At 71.7% G+C, this 17,878-nt stretch carries 13 protein-coding genes and 1 other RNA gene; 7 read left to right on the top strand and 7 right to left on the bottom strand.

What is annotated here, in order from left to right:
- Positions 1-132: 132 nt before the first annotated feature.
- The 3 genes from glgB to PIJ49_RS05505 all read right to left on the bottom strand — a co-directional run bounded on the left by glgB (position 133) and on the right by PIJ49_RS05505 (position 7,040).
- A complete protein-coding gene (gene glgB / locus PIJ49_RS05515; RefSeq protein WP_271826047.1) occupies positions 133-2,835 on the bottom strand; it encodes a 1,4-alpha-glucan branching protein GlgB in 2,703 nt (900 codons plus the stop codon).
- On the bottom strand, positions 2,832-4,832 hold the full coding sequence (locus PIJ49_RS05510; RefSeq protein WP_271826046.1) for an alpha-1,4-glucan--maltose-1-phosphate maltosyltransferase: 2,001 nt from the start codon (positions 4,830-4,832) through the stop codon (positions 2,832-2,834). The genes glgB and PIJ49_RS05510 overlap by 4 nt, the downstream gene beginning before the upstream one ends.
- Before the next feature lie 153 nt (positions 4,833-4,985).
- Positions 4,986-7,040: a glycogen debranching protein gene (locus PIJ49_RS05505; protein WP_271826045.1), complete on the bottom strand. Its 2,055-nt coding sequence runs from the start codon at positions 7,038-7,040 to the stop codon at positions 4,986-4,988.
- 60 nt (positions 7,041-7,100) lie between these two features.
- Between PIJ49_RS05505 and PIJ49_RS05500 the strand changes: the two genes are divergently transcribed.
- From PIJ49_RS05500 to PIJ49_RS05470, 7 genes are all read left to right on the top strand, one after another.
- Complete coding sequence (locus PIJ49_RS05500; protein WP_271826044.1) at positions 7,101-8,264, top strand: cysteine desulfurase family protein; 1,164 nt, start codon at positions 7,101-7,103, stop codon at positions 8,262-8,264.
- Between the two features lie 108 nt (positions 8,265-8,372).
- On the top strand, positions 8,373-9,482 hold the full coding sequence (gene prfB, locus PIJ49_RS05495; protein WP_066654787.1) for a peptide chain release factor 2: 1,110 nt from the start codon (positions 8,373-8,375) through the stop codon (positions 9,480-9,482).
- 72 nt (positions 9,483-9,554) lie between these two features.
- Positions 9,555-10,313 carry a cell division ATP-binding protein FtsE gene (gene ftsE / locus PIJ49_RS05490; protein WP_066654786.1) on the top strand — a complete coding sequence of 253 codons (759 nt, stop codon included), beginning with the start codon at positions 9,555-9,557 and terminating at the stop codon, positions 10,311-10,313.
- Complete coding sequence (ftsX, locus tag PIJ49_RS05485; protein WP_209682249.1) at positions 10,310-11,224, top strand: permease-like cell division protein FtsX; 915 nt, start codon at positions 10,310-10,312, stop codon at positions 11,222-11,224. The genes ftsE and ftsX overlap by 4 nt, the downstream gene beginning before the upstream one ends.
- Before the next feature lie 213 nt (positions 11,225-11,437).
- The gene (gene smpB / locus PIJ49_RS05480; RefSeq protein ID WP_066654782.1) at positions 11,438-11,914 is read left to right on the top strand and encodes an SsrA-binding protein SmpB; all 477 of its coding nucleotides are present in this window, start codon (positions 11,438-11,440) and stop codon (positions 11,912-11,914) included.
- A gap of 132 nt (positions 11,915-12,046) precedes the next feature.
- Positions 12,047-12,424, top strand: a transfer-messenger RNA (tmRNA) gene (gene ssrA / locus PIJ49_RS05475).
- Between the two features lie 174 nt (positions 12,425-12,598).
- The gene (locus PIJ49_RS05470; RefSeq protein ID WP_271826043.1) at positions 12,599-13,399 is read left to right on the top strand and encodes a hypothetical protein; all 801 of its coding nucleotides are present in this window, start codon (positions 12,599-12,601) and stop codon (positions 13,397-13,399) included.
- Positions 13,400-13,452: 53 nt separating this feature from the next.
- On the opposite strand, the gene PIJ49_RS05465 is transcribed toward PIJ49_RS05470, so the two are convergent.
- From PIJ49_RS05465 to PIJ49_RS05450, 4 genes are all read right to left on the bottom strand, one after another.
- Positions 13,453-14,757 (bottom strand): LLM class flavin-dependent oxidoreductase, encoded by a 1,305-nt coding sequence (locus PIJ49_RS05465; protein ID WP_251159696.1) that lies wholly within the window; start codon positions 14,755-14,757, stop codon positions 13,453-13,455.
- 2 nt (positions 14,758-14,759) lie between these two features.
- Complete coding sequence (locus PIJ49_RS05460) at positions 14,760-16,163, bottom strand: O-acetylhomoserine aminocarboxypropyltransferase/cysteine synthase family protein (RefSeq protein ID WP_271826042.1); 1,404 nt, start codon at positions 16,161-16,163, stop codon at positions 14,760-14,762.
- Between the two features lie 75 nt (positions 16,164-16,238).
- Entirely contained in the window at positions 16,239-16,835 is a 597-nt protein-coding gene (locus tag PIJ49_RS05455) for an NUDIX hydrolase (protein WP_271826041.1), read from the bottom strand.
- Between the two features lie 192 nt (positions 16,836-17,027).
- Positions 17,028-17,741 (bottom strand): M50 family metallopeptidase, encoded by a 714-nt coding sequence (locus tag PIJ49_RS05450; RefSeq protein WP_251159699.1) that lies wholly within the window; start codon positions 17,739-17,741, stop codon positions 17,028-17,030.
- Between the last annotated feature and the right edge of the window lie 137 nt (positions 17,742-17,878).

Here is a 17,878-nt window from a genome sequence, read left to right as displayed (position 1 = left end):
GGGGCGTCTCGCGCGGCGTGCACCGCGGACGACACGGGCGGACGACACGGGCGGACGACGGACGGGAGGCCCGGTGCCAACTGGCACCGGGCCTCCCGTCCGTCCCGTGGTCGCGTCCGCGCGGCGGCGGGGTCAGTCGGCCAGTCGCAGCCAGACCGCTCCCAGCGGCGGGACCACCAGGTGGGCCGAGGCCGGGCGGCCGGCCCACGGCGTCTCGTCGGCCGTGACCGAACCCATGTTGCCGACACCGGACCCGCCGTACTCCGTGGCGTCGGTGTTGAGCACCTCGTGCCAGGTGCCCGCAGCGGGCAGCCCGAACCGGCGCTCGACGGGTACCCCGGAGAAGTTCACGAAGACCGCGAGGCGGTCGTCGCCGTCCTTCCGGAGGAACCCGAGCGTCGAGTGCGGCGCGTCGCCGCCCTCGATCCACTCGAAGCCCTCGGGGGAGGAGTCGTGCGTCCACAGCGCCGGGGTCTCCTTGTAGACGCGGTTCAGCGACGCCACGAGGTCCTGCACGCCGAGGTGTCCCGGATCGTCGAGGAGCCACCAGTCCAGCCCCCGGGCCTCGGACCACTCCGACGGCTGGGCGAACTCCTGGCCCATGAAGAGCAGTTGCTTGCCGGGGTGCGCCCACATGAACGCGAGGTAGGCCCGGACGTTCGCGAGCTTCTGCCACTCGTCGCCGGGCATCTTCCCGTAGAGCGAACCCTTCCCGTGCACGACCTCGTCGTGGCTGATCGGCAGGGTGAACTGCTCACTGAAGGCGTAGACCAGCGAGAACGTGATCTCGTCGTGGTGGTACGCGCGGTACGCCGGGTCACGCTCGACGTACTGCAGCGAGTCGTGCATCCAGCCCATGTTCCACTTCTGGCCGAAGCCGAGCCCGCCGGCGCTCGTCGGCTGGGTGACACCGGGCCACGAGGTGCTCTCCTCGGCGATCATCACGATGCCGGGGTAGCGCTTGTAGGCCGTGGCGTTCGTCTCCTGCAGGAACGAGATCGCCTCGAGGTTCTCGCGACCGCCGTGGATGTTCGGCAGCCACTCGGTGCGGGAGTAGTCGAGGTACAGCATCGAGGCCACGGCGTCGACCCGCAGGCCGTCGATGTGGAACTCCTCGAACCAGTAGAGCGCGTTCGCCACGAGGAAGTTGCGGACCTGCGGGTGCCCGAAGTCGAACACGAAGGTGCCCCAGTCGAGCTGCTCACCGCGACGCGGATCCGGGTGCTCGAACAGCGCGTAGCCGTCGAACTTCGCGAGTGCCCACTCGTCCTTCGGGAAGTGTCCCGGTACCCAGTCCATGATCACGCCGATGCCGGCGCTGTGCAGGCGGTCGATCAGGTAGCGCAGGTCGTCCGGCGTGCCGAAGCGCGCGGTCGGAGCGTAGTACCCGGTGACCTGGTAGCCCCACGAGCCACCGAACGGGTGCTCGGCGAGCGGCAGGAACTCGACGTGGGTGAACCCGAGGTGCTGCACGTGGCCGATGAGCGCATCGGCGGCCTCGCGGTAGGAGAGCCCGGGGCGCCACGATCCGAGGTGCACCTCGTAGACGCTCATCGGCGCATCGTGGGTCGTCGTCTGCGCCCGACGCTCCATCCAGGCGGTGTCGCCGTCGGACCACGTGTGGTCGGAGGCGGTGACGACCGAGGCGGTCAGCGGCGGGACCTCGGTGCGTCGGGCGAACGGGTCCGCTCGCTCGACCCAGCCGGAGTCGGTGAGGATCTGGAACTTGTACCGCTGCCCGACGAGGGCGCCGGGCCAGAAGAGCTCCCACACGCCGAGGTCGTTCAGGCGACGCATCGCGGTGGTGCGGCCCTCCCACCCCTCGAAGTCCCCGATCACGCGGACGGCGGTGGCGCGGGGTGCCCACACGGTGAACGCGACGCCGTCGACGCCGTCGACGGTGCGGACGTGCGCGCCGAGGTGCTGCCAGAGCTGCTCGTCACGGCCCTCGCCGAACAGGTGGAGGTCGAGCTCGCCGATGGTCGGCGCGAAGCGGTAGGCGTCGTCGGTGGTCCACGTCGCGTCGTCGGCGTCGGTGGACTCGTCGAGGTCGTAGTCGGCCTCGACGCGGTACCGACCGAGCGTGCCGGTCGTGGCGCCCGCCCAGAGACCGTCGCCCTCGTGGGTCAGTTCGACGTCGTCGCCGTCGGGGCGCACGATGCGGACGGCCGTCGCGAGGTGCCGGACGACGCGCACGCTCGTGCCCCCGTCCACCGGGTGCGGACCGAGCACGTCGTGCGGCTGGGACCAACGGCCCTCGGCCACCTGCTGGCGGAGCCAGTCCTCGACCGGCGCCGGCCGGGGAGCCGCTCCCGAGGTCGGGGCGACGTCGGAGCCGCCGGCGGGCGCTGCGTGCTGCGGTGCTGCGTGCTGCGGTGCCGCGGGCTGTGGTGCTGCGGACTCGGGTGCTGGGACGAGGTCCGCCGCGGTCGCCGTCGCTCCCGGTGCCGCCGAGCGTCCACCCTCGGAGAGCGGTGCGTCCGCGCCGTCCGCCGACAGACCGGTCGGGTCCGTGGGCTCCGGGCCGGTCGGTGCCGGGGAGCCGTCACGAGCTGCGCCGGCGAGGGTCGCCGACTCCGGGACCCCGCGGTCCGGCGTCTCCTTCGCCACGGGCGCGGCGCCGGGGAGGTCCTCGTGCGGTGCCGAGACCCGTGGCTCGTACCGGGGGGCCGGTTGGTCGGCCGGCGGGACCACGCCCGGGGCACGGGAGCGGGTCACGGGCGGCGGCGGGGGCGGCACCGGCGGGACGCTCGGCCCCTGGCCTCGGTCCGGGGTGGCGGGGGTGGGACGGTCGGAGCCCATCGGCGGGGTCCCCTTCGGGTCGCTGTCGGTCATCGGACGGGTCCCTCCACGACGAGCAGGTGCACGGGCTCCTGGAAGGCGTCGAGGCGGACGTAGTTGGACGAACCCCACTCCCAGCGCTGCCCGGTGACGACGTCGCGGACGACGAACGGCTGCTCGTTCGGCAGCCCGAGCGCGGCGAGGTCGAGGTGCACGGTGGTCTCGCGCGCCGAGTGCGGGTCGACGTTCGCGACGACGATCACCGTGTCCGCGCGGCCCGACCGGATGAACTCGGCGGGCAGGTGCTTCGAGTAGACGACGATCGCCGGGTCCTCGGCGTCGTGGACGTGCAGGTTCCGGAGCTGACGCAGCGCGGGGTGGGCCTGACGGAAGCGGTTGAGCATCGTGACGTACGGCGCGAGGCTCGCGCCCTCGGCCTCGGCCAGGGCGAAGTCGCGCGGCTTGTACTCGTACTTCTCGTTGTCGATGTTCTCCTCGGACCCCGGGCGTGCGACGTCCTCGAAGAGCTCGTACCCGGCGTACATGCCCCAGGTCGGCGCCCCGGTCGCGGCGAGCGCGGCGCGCACCTTGTAACCGGCGCGACCGCCGAACTGCAGGTACTCGGTGAGGATGTCGGGGGTGTTCACGAAGAGGTTCGGGCGCAGGTAGGCGCTCGTCTCGTGGCTGAGCTCGGCGAAGTAGTCCTCGATCTCCTCCTTCGTGTTCCGCCACGTGAAGTACGTGTACGACTGCTGGAACCCGGCCTCGGCCAGGGCGCGCATCATCGCCGGGCGGGTGAAGGCCTCGGCGAGGAACACCGTGTCCGGGTGCTGGTCGCGGACCTCGCGGATGACGCGTTCCCAGAACCAGAGCGGCTTGGTGTGCGGGTTGTCGACGCGGAAGATGCGGATCCCGAACGCGATCCAGTGCTCGAGGACCCGCAGGACCTCGGTGACGATGCCCTCGGGGTCGCTGTCGAACTGGATCGGGTAGATGTCCTGGTACCGCTTCGGCGGGTTCTCGGCCGTGGCGATCGACCCGTCCGCCCGGACCGTGAACCACTCGGGGTGCTGGTCCACCCACGGGTGGTCGGGGGAGCACTGGAGTGCGAAGTCGAGCGCGACCTCCATCCCGCTGTTCTTCGCCGTCTCGACGAAGACGCGGAAGTCGTCCTCGGTGCCGAGGTCGGGGTGGATCGCGTCGTGCCCGCCCTCGGGACCACCGATCGCCCACGGGCTGCCCGGGTCGTGCGGTCCCGGGGTGAGCGTGTTGTTCGGGCCCTTGCGCGCCGTAATGCCGATCGGGTGGATCGGCGGGAGGTAGACCACGTCGAAGCCCATGCGCGCGACGGCCGGGAGCCGGCGGGCCGCGGTGCGGAAGTCGCCGCTCCTCCACGAGCCGTCGGCGTTCTTCTTCGCCCCTTCGCTGCGGGGGAACAACTCGTACCAGGCGCCGACGCCCGCGCGCTGCCGCTCGACGTCGAGGAGCTGCGTGGGGGAGTGCGTCCGGAGCGAGGTCAGCGGGGAGTCCTCGACCTCACCCGTGATGCGCGGGTCGTCGACGGCCGTGAGGCGCTCGGTCGGCCCGAGGTCGGTGTCCCGCAGCTGCTCGGCCGCGCGGACGGCGGCGCTGGAGTCGGTCTCGGCGGCGAGTCGGTCGAGCAGGACGGCGCCGTCGAGGAGCGTCGCCTCGGTGTCGACACCGGCGGCGATCTTGAGCCGGGCGGCGTGCAGCCACGTCGCCCAGTCGTCGGAGAACGACTCGACGTGCCACGTCCAGACGCCGACGTGGTCGACCTGCACGGTGGCCTCGTAGCGGTCCGTGCCGGGGGCGCCGAGCAGCATCGGCACGGTGCGTGTGCCGCCGTCCGGGCGTTCGAGCACGAGGTCGGCGCCGATGATCCCGTGGCCCTCGCGGAAGACGGTCGCGCCGAACGTGATCACCTCGCCGTCGAACGCCTTGCCCGGGAACCCGTTCGGGGTCGTCGGCGCGAGCTGGGTGATCGGGATGCGTCCGATCTTCGGTCGGCGGGGTCGATCTGCGGTGGCCACGGAGGCGACGCTACCCGGCCGGAGCGCTCGCGTTCCCCGGAACGCGTTCCCTGTGCAGTGTCGGGCGCGTCACACGGCCTGTGCAGGACGCGCACGTGCGGGCTCCGTCGCCCGTTCCTTCCCCGGACGGGCGCGCGGAGGGCCACGACCGCCCTACGCCACCTCGAAGACGTGGATGCCGGGGCCGTACGCGGTGAAGACCTGCCCGCCCGGCCGGAGCCGCTCGTGGTCGCGGTGCTTCTCGCTCGACCAGGCCAACCGGTACCCGAGCACGTCCTGGCGCGCCGGCAGCGTCAGGTCCCGCGTCCGCCCGCTGCCGTGCACGACCACGAGCACCCGGTCGAACGGCTCGTGCTCCGGGGTCGACTCGGCGAAGTACTGCACGACCCGGTGGATGGGTTGGTCCCACCCCTCGGGGGTCATCGGCTGCCCGTCCGGTCCGTACCACGCCATGCGCGACGCTCCGGGCGTCTCCCGCCCCTCGACCCCGAAGCGCGTCGGCCGGAGCGCCGGGTGCGCTGCGCGCAGCCGCGTGAGCGCCGCGACCGCCTCGGTCATCGCCTCGGCGTCCTCGTCGTCCGACCAGTCGACGGCGGTCAGGTCGTCGGACACGACGTAGGCGTTGTTGTTGCCGTGCTGCGTCCTGCTGCGCTCGTCGCCGGCGGTCAGCATCGGGATGCCCGCCGAGAGCATCAGGGTGCCGACGAGGTTCCGCATCGACCGGCCCCGGGCGGCACGCACCCCGCGGTCGGCCGTGTCGCCCTCGATCCCGTGGTTGAACGAGCGGTTGTCGTCGGACCCGTCCCGCCCGTCCTCGCCGTTCGCCTCGTTGTGCTTGCGGTCGTGCGAGACGAGGTCGAGCAGCGTGAAGCCGTCGTGGGCCGTGACGAAGTTGACGCTCGCGAGGGGGCCGCGCTCCTGGCCGAAGGTGCCGCGGGACCCGGTGAGCGCCTCGGCGAGCCGACCGATGCCCGCCTGCGGGGTGCCGTTCCGGCGTTCCTCGGCGACGTCGGTCAGCCAGAACTGGCGGACGGTGTTCCGGAACCCGTCGTTCCACTCGCTCGTGCCGGGGCCGAACGCCCCCGTGCGCCACCCGTCGGGACCGACGTCCCACGGCTCGGCGACGACGAGCACGTCCTGCAGGTCCGGGTGCTGCCGGATGCGCTCGAGCAACGGGTGCGCCGGGTCGAACACGTGGTGCTCGTCGCGGGCGAGCGCCGCCATAAGGTCGAACCGGAACCCGTCGAGCTGCACCTCGCGCGCCCAGTAGCGCAGGCTGTCGACGACCATGTCCGCGGTGGCCTCGACCGAGGTGTCGAGCGTGTTCCCGCAGCCGGTGGTGTCGTAGTACGACGTACCGTCCTCGGTCCAGCGGTACCGCCCCGCCCCGTCGATGCCGCGCAGCGAGGTGGTGGGTCCGCCGGTGCCCTCCTCGGCGGTGTGGTTGTAGACGACGTCGAGCAGCACCTGGATGCCCGCCTCGTGCAGGAGTCGCACCATGCCCTTGAACTCGCGGAGCACCGCGGAGGCACCCGCGGCACGGGCGTCCGACGAGGCGTGGGCCGCGTGCGGTGCGAAGAACCCGAGGGTGTTGTAGCCCCACGCGTTCTCGCGACCGGCGTCCCGGAGCCACGCCTCGGTGTCGAACGCGTGCACGGGCAGCAGCTCGAGGGTCGTCACGCCGATGCGGCGCAGGTGGGCGATGGTGCTCGGGTGCGCGACGCCGGCGTACGTCCCGCGCAGGTGCTCGGGGACGTCGGGGTTCGCAGCGGTGAGCGTGCGGACGTTCGCCTCGTACACGACGGTCCGGTCCAGGGGGACGTCGGGCTTCGGCACACCGCCCCAGTCGAAGGCATCGTCGACCACGACGCTCGTCCACCGTGGGCCGCCGCTCCCAGCGGCCGTCGCCGCGGGGACGATGCCACGCGCGTACGGGTCGAGCAGCGGTCGCGCGGGGTCGAACGCGTGGCGGGGTCCGTCCGGACCGTCGACGAGCAGGTGGTACCGATCGCCCGGCCGCACGTCCGGCGTCTCCGCCGCCCACCGGTCGGTGCCGTCGGTCCGCGACAGGACGTGGCGGGTCTCGACACCGTCGGCGTCGACGACCACGAGGGTCACCGCGGTCGCGGAGGCGGAACGCACCGAGAAGCGGGGCACGCCGTCACCGAGGCGGAAGCCGGGGGTCTCGTCGATCGCGGTGCGGTGCATGACGACCAGGGTACGAGGGGCCGGAGGTATCCTGTGAACGCACACGGAAGGGGCGCAGTCATGCCGGTCTACCTCGACCACGCGGCGACGACGCCCATCCTGCCCGCGGCGCTCGCCGCGTTCACCCGGGCCCTGGCCACGGTGGGCAACCCGTCGTCGATCCACAGCGCCGGCCAGCGCGCGAAGATGCTGCTCGAGGACGGTCGCGCCGCGGTCGCCCGGTCGCTCGACGCGGAGCCGGTCGAGGTCGTCTTCACCTCCGGCGGCACCGAGAGCATCAACCTCGCGGTCAAGGGGCTGTACTGGGCGCGGCAGCAGGACCGTCCGCGGCCGCGCATCGTCGTGCCGGCGGGCGAGCACCACGCCACCGTCGACACGGTCGAGTGGCTCGAGCGCCACGAGGGCGCCGTCGTCGACGTGGTCCCGCTGGACGCGCAGGGTCGCGTCGACCTCGTCGGCCTGGAGGCACGGCTCGCCGACGCCTCGGACGTCGCCCTGGTCACGTTCCTGTGGGCGAACAACGAGGTCGGGACCCTGCAGCCGGTCGACCGCATCGTCGAGCTGGCGCACGCCGCCGGTGTGCCGGTGCACAGCGACGCCGTCGCGGCGTACGGGCAGGTCCCGGTGTCGTTCGCGGCCTCCGGCCTCGACGCGCTCAGCGTGTCGGCGCACAAGATCGGTGGGCCGGTCGGGATCGGCGCGCTGGTCCTCGGGCGCCGTGCGACGGTCGAGCCGCTCATCCACGGCGGTGGCCAGCAGCGACAGGTCCGCAGCGGGACGCAGGACGCCCCGGCGGCGGCGGCCTTCGGTGTCGCCGCGGAGGCCGGGCTGCACGACGCGTCGGCCCTGCGCGACCGGCTCGTCGCGGGGGTCCTGGAACGCGTCCCGAGCGCCGTGCTCATGGGCGACCCGGTCGACCGGCTCCCCGGCAACGCCCACTTCACCTTCCCCGGGTGCGAGGGCGACTCGCTGCTGTTCCTGCTCGACGCGGCCGGGGTCGCCGTGTCGACCGGGTCCGCCTGCCAGGCCGGCGTCCCCGAGGCGTCGCACGTGCTGCTCGGCATGGGCCTGTCCGAGGACGAGGCCCGCGGCGCCCTGCGCATCACGCTCGGGCACACCTCGACCGAGGCCGACGTCGACGCCTTCCTCGCCGCGCTGCCCGACGCGGTCGCCCGGGCCGGCGCAGCCGGCCTGGCGTCCCGGACGCCTCTGCTCGGACGCTGAGCGACCAGGTCCCCACGGCTCTCCACAGCGGCCACCTGCCGGACGCGAGCCCACACGGCGGAGTGCGGCGAGCCTCCCGGCCGGTGGGCACCGGTAGGATCGGTGACCATGGTCGAACTTGACTTCACCGAGCAGCTGTCCGCCCTCCGCGAGACCTTCGGCAACATCCGCTCGGTCGTCGACGTCGACCGGCTCCAGCGCGAGATCGCCGAACTGAGCGAGCAGGCGGGTGCCCAGGACCTGTGGGACGACGTCGAGCACGCGCAGCAGGTGACGAGCGCGCTCTCGCACAAGCAGGCCGAGCTCCGGAAGATGACCGACACCGAGCAGCGCATCGACGACCTCGAGGTCCTCGTCGAGATGGCGAACGAGGCCGACGACGCCGACTCCGCGGCCGAGGCGCAGGACGAGCTCAAGGCCATCCAGAAGACCATGGGCGACCTCGAGGTGCAGACCCTCCTCGACGGCGAGTACGACGAGCGCCCCGCGGTGATCACGATCCGCGCCGGTGCCGGCGGTGTCGATGCGGCGGACTTCGCCGAGATGCTCCTCCGCATGTACCTGCGCTACGCCGAGCAGCACGGCTTCAAGACCACCGTCATGGACACCTCCTACGCGGAGGAAGCGGGCATCAAGTCCGCGACGTTCGAGGTCGACGCGCCGTACGCCTTCGGCACGCTCTCGGTCGAGGCCGGCACGCACCGCCTCGTCCGCATGTCGCCGTTCGGTGCCGCGGGCAAGCGCCAGACCTCGTTCGCCGCGGTCGAGGTCATCCCGCTCATGCCGGAGACCGCGGTCATCGACATCCCGGAGAACGACATCCGGGTCGACGTGTTCCGGTCCTCCGGCCCCGGTGGCCAGTCGGTCAACACCACGGACTCCGCCGTCCGCCTGACCCACCTGCCGACCGGCACCGTCGTGTCCATGCAGAACGAGAAGTCGCAGATCCAGAACCGCGCAGCCGCCATGCGCGTGCTGCAGTCGCGCCTGCTGCTCCTGAAGAAGGAGGAGGAGAACGCGAAGAAGAAGGAGCTCGCCGGCAACATCACGGCGAGCTGGGGCGACCAGATCCGCTCGTACGTCCTGGCGCCGTACCAGATGGTCAAGGACCTCCGGAGCGAGCACGAGGTCAACAACCCGTCGTCGGTGTTCGACGGGGACCTTGACGGCTTCATCAACGCGGGCATCCGCTGGCGCAAGCAGGGCGACGATTCCTGAGCGAGCTCGCGGGGGAGTCGAGCCGCGCGCCTCGGTTGACTTCCGGCCCACCCGACCTAGCCTGATCCGGTCATGATCAAATTCGACCAGGTCACCAAGGTCTACTCGGGCAACCCGAGTCCCGCGCTCGACGACCTCTCCCTCGAGATCCTCAAGGGTGAGTTCGTCTTCCTCGTCGGCGCGTCCGGCTCCGGCAAGTCGAGCTTCCTCCGCCTCGTGCTCAAGGAGGAGAAGCCGACCCGCGGGCAGATCCACGTGCTCGGCCAGCGCCTCGGCGCGCTGTCGTCGCGCAAGGTCCCGTACTTCCGCCGCAACCTCGGTGTGGTCTTCCAGGACTTCCGGCTCCTGCCGAACAAGAACGTCTTCGACAACGTCGCGTTCTCGCTCCAGGTGATCGGCAAGAGCAAGGGCTTCATCAGCGAGGCCGTCACCGACGTGCTCAAGCTCGTCGGCCTGGCCGGCAAGGCCACCCGGATGCCGCACGAGCTCTCCGGTGGTGAGCAGCAGCGCGTCGCGATCGCCCGTGCGGTCGTCAACAAGCCGGCGATCCTGCTGGCCGACGAGCCCACCGGCAACCTCGACCCGACCACCTCGGCGGGCATCATGGCGCTCCTCGAACGCATCAACCAGGGAGGCACCACCGTGCTCATGGCGACGCACGACGCCAGCATCGTGAACCAGATGCAGCGCCGGGTCATCGAGCTCTCGAACGGCACCGTCCTGCGCGACGAGCAGTCCGGCGGGTACCAGACGCAGGCGCTGCCGATCCAGCGCGGCTCCGGCGTCTCGAACACGACCGGCATCCAGACGATCCCGGGGCTCATCCGATGAGGCTCGGGCTCGTCATGTCCGAGGTCGGCTCGGGCCTGCGGCGCAACGCGTCGATGGTGGTCTCGGTCGTCCTGGTGACCTTCATCTCGCTCACCTTCGTGGGCACGGCGATCCTGCTGCAGATGCAGATCAACCAGATGAAGGGGTACTGGTACGACCGGGCGCAGGTCGCGGTGTACCTGTGCACCGACACCGACACCACCGGCAACTGCACCGGCGCCAAGGCGACCGAGGACCAGCGCGAGCAGGTCCAGGCGCAGCTCGACTCGTCCACCCTGAAGCCGTACATCGAGAAGACGTACTACGAGGACCAGGACCAGGCGTTCACGCGGTTCAAGGAGCAGTTCAAGGACTCGCCCGCGACCGAGTTCGTGAAGCCGGAGTACCTCAACGAGACCTTCTGGGTGAACCTGAAGAACCCGTCGCAGGCGGACGTGCTCGTCGAGAGCCTGTCGAAGGTCGCCGGTGTGCAGAGCGTCGTCGACCAGCGCGGGTACCTGCAGCCGATCTTCAACCTGCTCAACGCATCGTCGTACACGGCGATCGGCATCGCGTCGCTGATGCTCGTGGCGGCCGTGCTGCTCATCGCGACCACCATCCGACTCTCGGCGTTCAGCAGGCGACGCGAGCTCGGCATCATGCGCCTGGTCGGGGCGTCGAACCGGTTCATCCAGACACCCTTCGTGCTCGAGGGGGTGATCGCCGCCGCGATCGGAGCGGTGCTCGCCGGTGGCGCGATCACCGCGGTGGTCTGGTTCTTCGTCCGGAACTACCTGGCGCAGCGGTTCTCCGGCACCGCCTTCATCGGCATGAGCGACGCGGCCGTGGTCGTGCCCGCGGTGATCGTGATCGGCGTGCTCCTGGCCGGGGTCTCGGCGCTCATCGCGATCCGCCGGTACCTGCGCGTCTGACCCGGCCCGGGCGGCGGTCGATCGTCCGGCGCGAGGCTCGCCGTGGCGGACATCTTCGCGGTGGTCCTGCCAAGAACGTGTCCGCCTGCGCGAGCCTGGGGTTGCCGGCGCACCGCGGCGCGCCGGGAAGGTGCGCCGCGGTCGTCGTGTTCACTAGGCTGTAGGGCTGCGCAGCAGCACCGGGGCCCGTGCCCGGTCACGAAGGGAGTCACCATGGCGAAGGAACGCGGCGAGAAGATCGTGGCGACCAACCGTCGCGCGCGCCACGACTACCTGATCGAGGACACGTACGAGGCGGGCATGGTGCTCTCGGGTACCGAGGTGAAGTCCCTCCGCGAGGGGCGGGCCTCACTCGTCGACGGCTACGCGTTCATCGACGGTGGCGAGGCCTGGCTCGACTCCGTGCACATCCCCGAGTACACCGAGGGGACGTGGAACAACCACGCGCCGCGGCGGAAGCGCAAGCTCCTCCTGCACAAGCAGCAGATCGTGAAGATCTCGCACAAGACCGCGCAGGGCGGGTACACGCTCGTGCCGATGAAGATCTACTTCCACGACGGCCGGGCGAAGGTCGAGATCGCGGTCGCCAAGGGCAAGCGCGAGTTCGACAAGCGTCAGGCCCTGCGCGAGAAGACCGACAAGCGCGAGGCCGAGCGCGCCATGCGCTCGCGCAACCGCCTCGGCGAGTGAGCGCGGCGGGGTGAGCCCTCGGCGAACGTCGGTGGCGTCGTCCAGCACACCCCGCTAGGCTGGGGTCCGCTCCTCACGGGGAGCATTGGCAACTCAACAGCGTGACAGCGGCTCGCACGTCACGGCCCGTACGGGGATGATCGGTTTCGACATTGCCTGTGTGCCGACGGGAAGCGGGCCGAGGACCCACGGTCATCTCGTGAACGATCCGTGGAAAACAACAAGTGCCAATTCCAAGCGCACTGACTTCGCTCTCGCTGCGTAAGCAGCCCAGCACATGAAGTCCGTCGGCCAGGTGATCGTCTTCTAACCTGAGTTCCGGCGTCATCCAGAGGACTTGCTGCACGGTTGCGCCTCAGGGCCGTGCGGGACTTGCACTGAGACTGGGCCCGTCGTCCTAGAAGCCGGTAGCAAAGGACGGGGCCGAGCAGAACGACTCATCCGGATACGCCCGTAGAAGACGTCGAACCGCAGCGATGGACGGGGGTTCGATTCCCCCCATCTCCACCAACGCCGTGCCGTCGAGCCGCTGTCGCGCTGATCGAACCGAGATCGCCACCCGAACGCCCCGTCGTCGTCCCCCAGGACGGCGCCGGGGCGTTCGTCGTTCCCCCGGGGTCCCGGACTACTGTCCGGAGCGAGCGCGGGGCTGGTCCTGCGTCGAGCCGACCGGGAGGGCAGCACGTGGTGCAGGAGATCGCGATCCGAGTCCGTCTGCGCGAGCAGGACCGTCTGGGACTGGCGGAGTACGAGCGGATCGTGGGGTCCGTCGCGACCGTCGCCGCCGTCGTCGCCTGGCTGCCGACGCCCGGGTCACGGCTCGTCGTCCGCGGTCGTGGTGCCGAGCCGGTGCGCCTCGAGACGGTGTCGTACGGCACCGTGTTCGAGATGCTCGTCGTGCTCGACCAGCGCTCGGCCGCGGTGGAACGGGCAGCGTCGGCGGTGGCCGCGCTGGTGACGTCGGTGCGCGACGAGCACGTCGAGGACGACGTCGCGGGCATCGCCGGCGAGTTCGACCGCCTCGATCGGTCGGCGCCGCGTGGTCGCTCGGCGGTGGAGCTGGCGCTGCGTGGGTTCCTCGAGGGAGCCCGGGCCGACGTGCTCGCACGGAGGACCACCACGCGGGTCCGTGCTGCCCAGGCGCTCCTGCGGCTCGCCGAGGACGGGGCAGAGCTCGTGGTGGAGCGGGTCGAGGACGCCCTGGCACCCGTGGTCGAGGAGCAGCAGGTCGACGTGCTCTCGGACACCGGCACGTCCGTCGTGGTCGAGCCGGTCGACGGGATCGCGCCCTCCGGTGTCCGCGCCTCGCGCCCGGTGGTCGACGACGACTTCCCGGCGGAACAGCCCGGCGAGCAGGACGAGGGCACGAAGACCAAGGACAAGGACGAGAAGCAGTCCGACAAGAAGAAGAAGGACAAGAAGAAGAAGGACAAGAAGAAGAAGGACAAGAAGAAGAAGTCCGGCAAGAAGAAGGACAAGAAGTAGTCCGACAAGAAGCAGTCCGACAAGAAGCAGTAGGACCACGCGGTAGGGCCGGGTCAGAAGTCGAACAGGTTCGCCCGCAGGCCGCCGTCGCCGTACTCCCGGCGCAGCAGCCCCCGGCGGCGCAGTGCGGGCACGAGGTCGCCCGTCAGCCGGTACACCTGCGCCGGGTGCAGGTCGCCGGACAGGATGAACCCGTCGTTGTCCGCGTCCGCCCCGAGCTCCTCCACGAAGTCCGCGAACTCCTCGGCCGTCCCGACGAACCCCGCGCGCGCGCTGATCCGCCCGAGCCGGGCCTTCCGGGTCAGGAGTTCCCGGAGGGGCGCGTCCGGCGTGTCCCCGACCAGCCCACGGACCGTGCCCGCGGACACGTGGTCGCCGAAGGTCCCGTCCGGGATCGGTGCGTCCAGGTCGAGGGCGAGCAGATCCGTCTCGGAGTCGCTCGACCACGCGACGGCGGCGGCTCGGAGATCAGCATCCGACGGGTGTCGTGACGCGGCGACGACCCGCTCGGCCTCCTCGACCGAGGGCACCAGGACCGGCTTGAGCACGAACAGCACCCGCAGGTCGTCCGCGCTGCGCCCGGCGTCGGCCGCGGCGGTCAGCACCCGGGACCGGTACGCACGGACCGCCTCGGCCGTCAACGGTGCGAGTGCGAGCTGCACGTCCGAGTGCGTCCCGGCGAACCCGAGCCCGCGTCCGGATCCGCCGGGGGAGACCACGACCGGGTCAGCGTCGAGCGGGAGCGCGTTGAGCGGGCCGTCGGCGGTGAAGTACGCGCCCTCGTGGTGGAATGCGTCGAGTGCGTCGCCGTCGGCGAAGTGCCAGTCCGTCGGGTCCCCGACGTAGCCGTCGCCCCACGAGTGCCAGAGCCGTCGGAGCAGCGTGATCCACTCCTCGGCGCGGTCGTACGCGGCGTCGTGCGGGAGCGGTGCCGCACCGACGTGCCGGGCGCTGCCGGTGTCGGTCACGACGTTCAGCCCGAAGCGGTCCGAGGACAGGTGCGCGAGTGTCGCGGCCTGCCGCGCGGCGAGGTACGGCGGCGTGATGCCGGCGTTCACCGTCGGTGCGATGCCGATGTGCTGCGTCACCGCGAACAGGTACGGCGCGAGCAGCAGCGGGTCGTGCTTCGGACCGCCGTACGCCTGCCGGATCCGCAGGTCGAGGGTCGCCGGACTGCCGAGGGAGATCGCGTCCTCGGCGATCACGAGGTCCATCCCCGCCTGCTCGAGCGCCCGGACGGACTGCTGGTACAGGTCGGGCTCCGTCCAGTCGTGGCCCCAGTCCCAGTCGGACCGTCCCCAGGCCTGCGGGCCGAACCCCCGCGAGAAGAAGTACCCGAAGTGCTGCAGGTCGCCCACCGTCAGACCTCCTGCCCGACGAGGTGGCCCTGCGGGACGGCGCGTGCGAGGGCCGCGACCTCCGTGGCGGGGGCGGGGCGGGCCTCCCGGCCGGCGCCGTCCCGTCCGGTGGCCGCACGGACCGCCGCGAGGCCGCGCTCCACGTCGGCGAGCAGGTCGGTGACGTCCTCGATGCCGACGGACAGCCGGACCAGGCCGTCGCCGATGCCGAGCTCGGCCCGCTCGGCCGCGGTGCGGCCGGCGTGCGTGGTGGTCGCGGGGTGCAGCACGAGCGAGCGCACGTCACCCAGGTGGGTCATCCGACTGATGAGCTGCACCGCGTCGATGAAGGCGCGGGCGGCCGGCTCGCCACCGGCGAGCGTGAAGGCGAAGACCGAGCCGGCCCCACGGGGCAGGTAGCGCTGGGCGAGGTCGTGGTACGGACTGGAGGCGAGCCCCGCGTGGTCGACGCTCGTCACCTCCGGCTGGCGCTCCAGGAAGGACGCGACGGCCAGCGCGTTCGCGACGTGGCGCTCGACGCGGAGCGACAGCGTCTCGATGCCCTGACGCAGCAGGAAGGCGTTGAAGGGCGACGGCGTCGGACCGATCCGTGACGCGACGACGTCACGCGCGTACACCGCGAAGGCCCGGCTGCCGTGGCGCTCGACGTAGCTCTGCCCGCCGAGGGCGCGGTCCGGCGTCGTGAGGTGGGAGAAGCGTTCCGGTATGCGGCCCCAGTCGAAGGTCCCGCCGTCGACGACGAGCCCGCCGAGGCCGGCACCGTGCCCGGAGAGGAACTTCGACGCGGAGTGCACCACGACGTCGGCGCCGTGCTCGACCGGCCGCACCAGGTACGGCGTCGCCAGGGTGTTGTCCACGACGAGCGGCACGCCCGCCCGGTGCGCGGTGTCGGCGACCCCGGCGATGTCGAGGACGTCGTTCTTCGGGTTGGGGATCGTCTCGGCGAAGAAGAGCTTCGTGTTCGGTCGGACCGCGCGGGCCCACGCGTCGAGGTCGCGCTGGTCCGCGACGAAGTCGACCTCGATGCCGAGGCGCGCCAGGTTCTGCAGGAGCAGGCCCTTCGTGCCCTCGTAGATGCTCCGGGCGCTCACGACGTGGTCGCCCGCCTGCAGGAGCCCGAGGAGCGCCACCGTCACCGCCGCCTGGCCGCTGCCGACGAGGATCGCCTCGGCGCTCCGTTCGAGCAGTGCGACGCGGCGCTCGACGTCGGCGTTCGTCGGGTTGCCCAGCCGTGTGTAGGTGTACCCGTCGTCGACACCGGCGAAGCGCTCGCGGGCCTGCTCGAAGTCGCCGAAGAGGAAGCCCGAGGTCATGTGGATCGCGGGGACCCGCGCTCCGTGTGCGCTGTCGGGCAGGAAGCCGCCGTGCACCTGCTCGGTGGCGAAGCCGTGGCCGTCGTTCGACATGGGGTCCTCCTGGCGTGTCCGTCGTGCGGGTACTCTCGCAGGCCGGACGGGCCGGTGGGGCATTGCGGCGTCGGGTTACGGGCCGGCGGTGCCATCCCGAGCGGGAGCGGCCGTGCTCACGTCTGCGTCTGGGTCTGTGTCTGTGTCTGCGTCTGCTCCGGCGAGCAGTGCGGCGAGGCGTCGGGGGAGTCCCGGGGCGATCGGCTCCGGGAGCGCGTCGACCGGGAACCACCGGACGTCCTCGCTCTCGTGGCTCACCGTCGTCCGGGTGGATGGGTCCGCCGTGGCGACGAAGCCGACGTCCCAGTGCGCCGCGCAGGAGAAGCCGCCGTGCAGGTCGTGGCGGTCCAGGTCGGCCACGACGCCGTCGTCGAGCTCGAGACCGACGATGCCGGACTCCTCGCGGGCCTCGCGCCGAGCCGCCCCGGCCAGGTCGGCGTCCCGAGGCTCGAGGTGCCCGCCGAACTGCACCCAGAACCGGCCCTTGCGGTGCAGGCAGAGCAGGACGCGGGACCGATCGGGCGAGAACACGAAGCACGACGCCGTCAGGTGCTCCGTGCCGAGGGAACGGTCGAGTGCAGCGTCCCCGGTGCCGCGGACGAACCCGACGAACCGCTCGCGGTCGGGCGACGGCGCGTCGGTGAGCGCGGCGAGGGCATCGGCGGGGCGCATCCGACGATCGTGGCACGGCGGACGGGTACGTGCACGCGACGAGACGCGTGTCGATCGACGCGTGGGACGGTTCGTGCGCCGGCATCGTGTGCGTGTGCACCGTACGACACCGCACCGGTCGATCGACGCGTGCGATGTCGCAGGAGCGCGGCCGGGCTGCCGACGCCGGCCCGCCGACGCCTCGGCCCCGGGTCAGAACAGTGTGCGCACCCCGGCGGCGACGGTGTCCCACGTGGCGAGGAGCGGCTCCCGGGCGAGCCACACCGCCACCCCGTTCACCGCCACGAAGAGCACGAACCACAGCACGGCCGGCACCCGCATCTCGGCGGCGGCGATGTGGAAGTCCGTCTGCACCCGGGCGCCGGTCAGCAGCCAGCGGGCGACGTGCACGAGGGACCGCAGACCGTCCACCACGAACGCGGTGCCGACCGCCGCGACGACGAGCACGGTGGCCTCCGACGGCCGGACCGCCACCCACAGCGCGAGCGCGTCGAAGCCGAGCACGACGAGCAGGCCGAACCAGTTCCGCACGAACGCCAGGGCCAGCAGGCCGACGACGGCGAGCACCACCACGGGGAGCCACCGCGACCCCTGGAGCACCCCGGAGACGAGCAGCACCCCGGCCCAGAGCGGCGCGCTGTACCCGGCGAAGAGGTTGAGGACCCGGACCAGCCAGCGGATCGCCGCCGGCACGCGCCCGAGTCGGACCCAGGCCTCGCCGGAGCCGTCGGCGTGCAGGTCGATCCGGTCGATGCGTCCGCCGAACGGCACCACGACGACGCAGTGGCCGACCTCGTGCACGATGGTGGCCGCGATCCGGGCGACCCGGCCGACCAGGGGCACGACGGGCAGGACGGCGCCGACCAGGACGGCGACGAACACGAGGGGCGGGGCTGCTGCGGTCAAGACGCCAGGATGGCAGCACCCACCAAGAGGACGCTGACCGCGCGGGCCGTCGGGTCAGTGGACGGCGTCCACGACGACGAGCACCACCACGACGACCGTCGCGACGACCGCGAGGCCGGTCAGGACGACGAGGAACA

The organism is Curtobacterium uvaldense, assembly GCF_028307415.1.
In the GTDB taxonomy this organism is placed as follows: Bacteria; Actinomycetota; Actinomycetes; order Actinomycetales; family Microbacteriaceae; genus Curtobacterium.
This window is presented reverse-complemented; position numbering and strand designations above follow the sequence as displayed.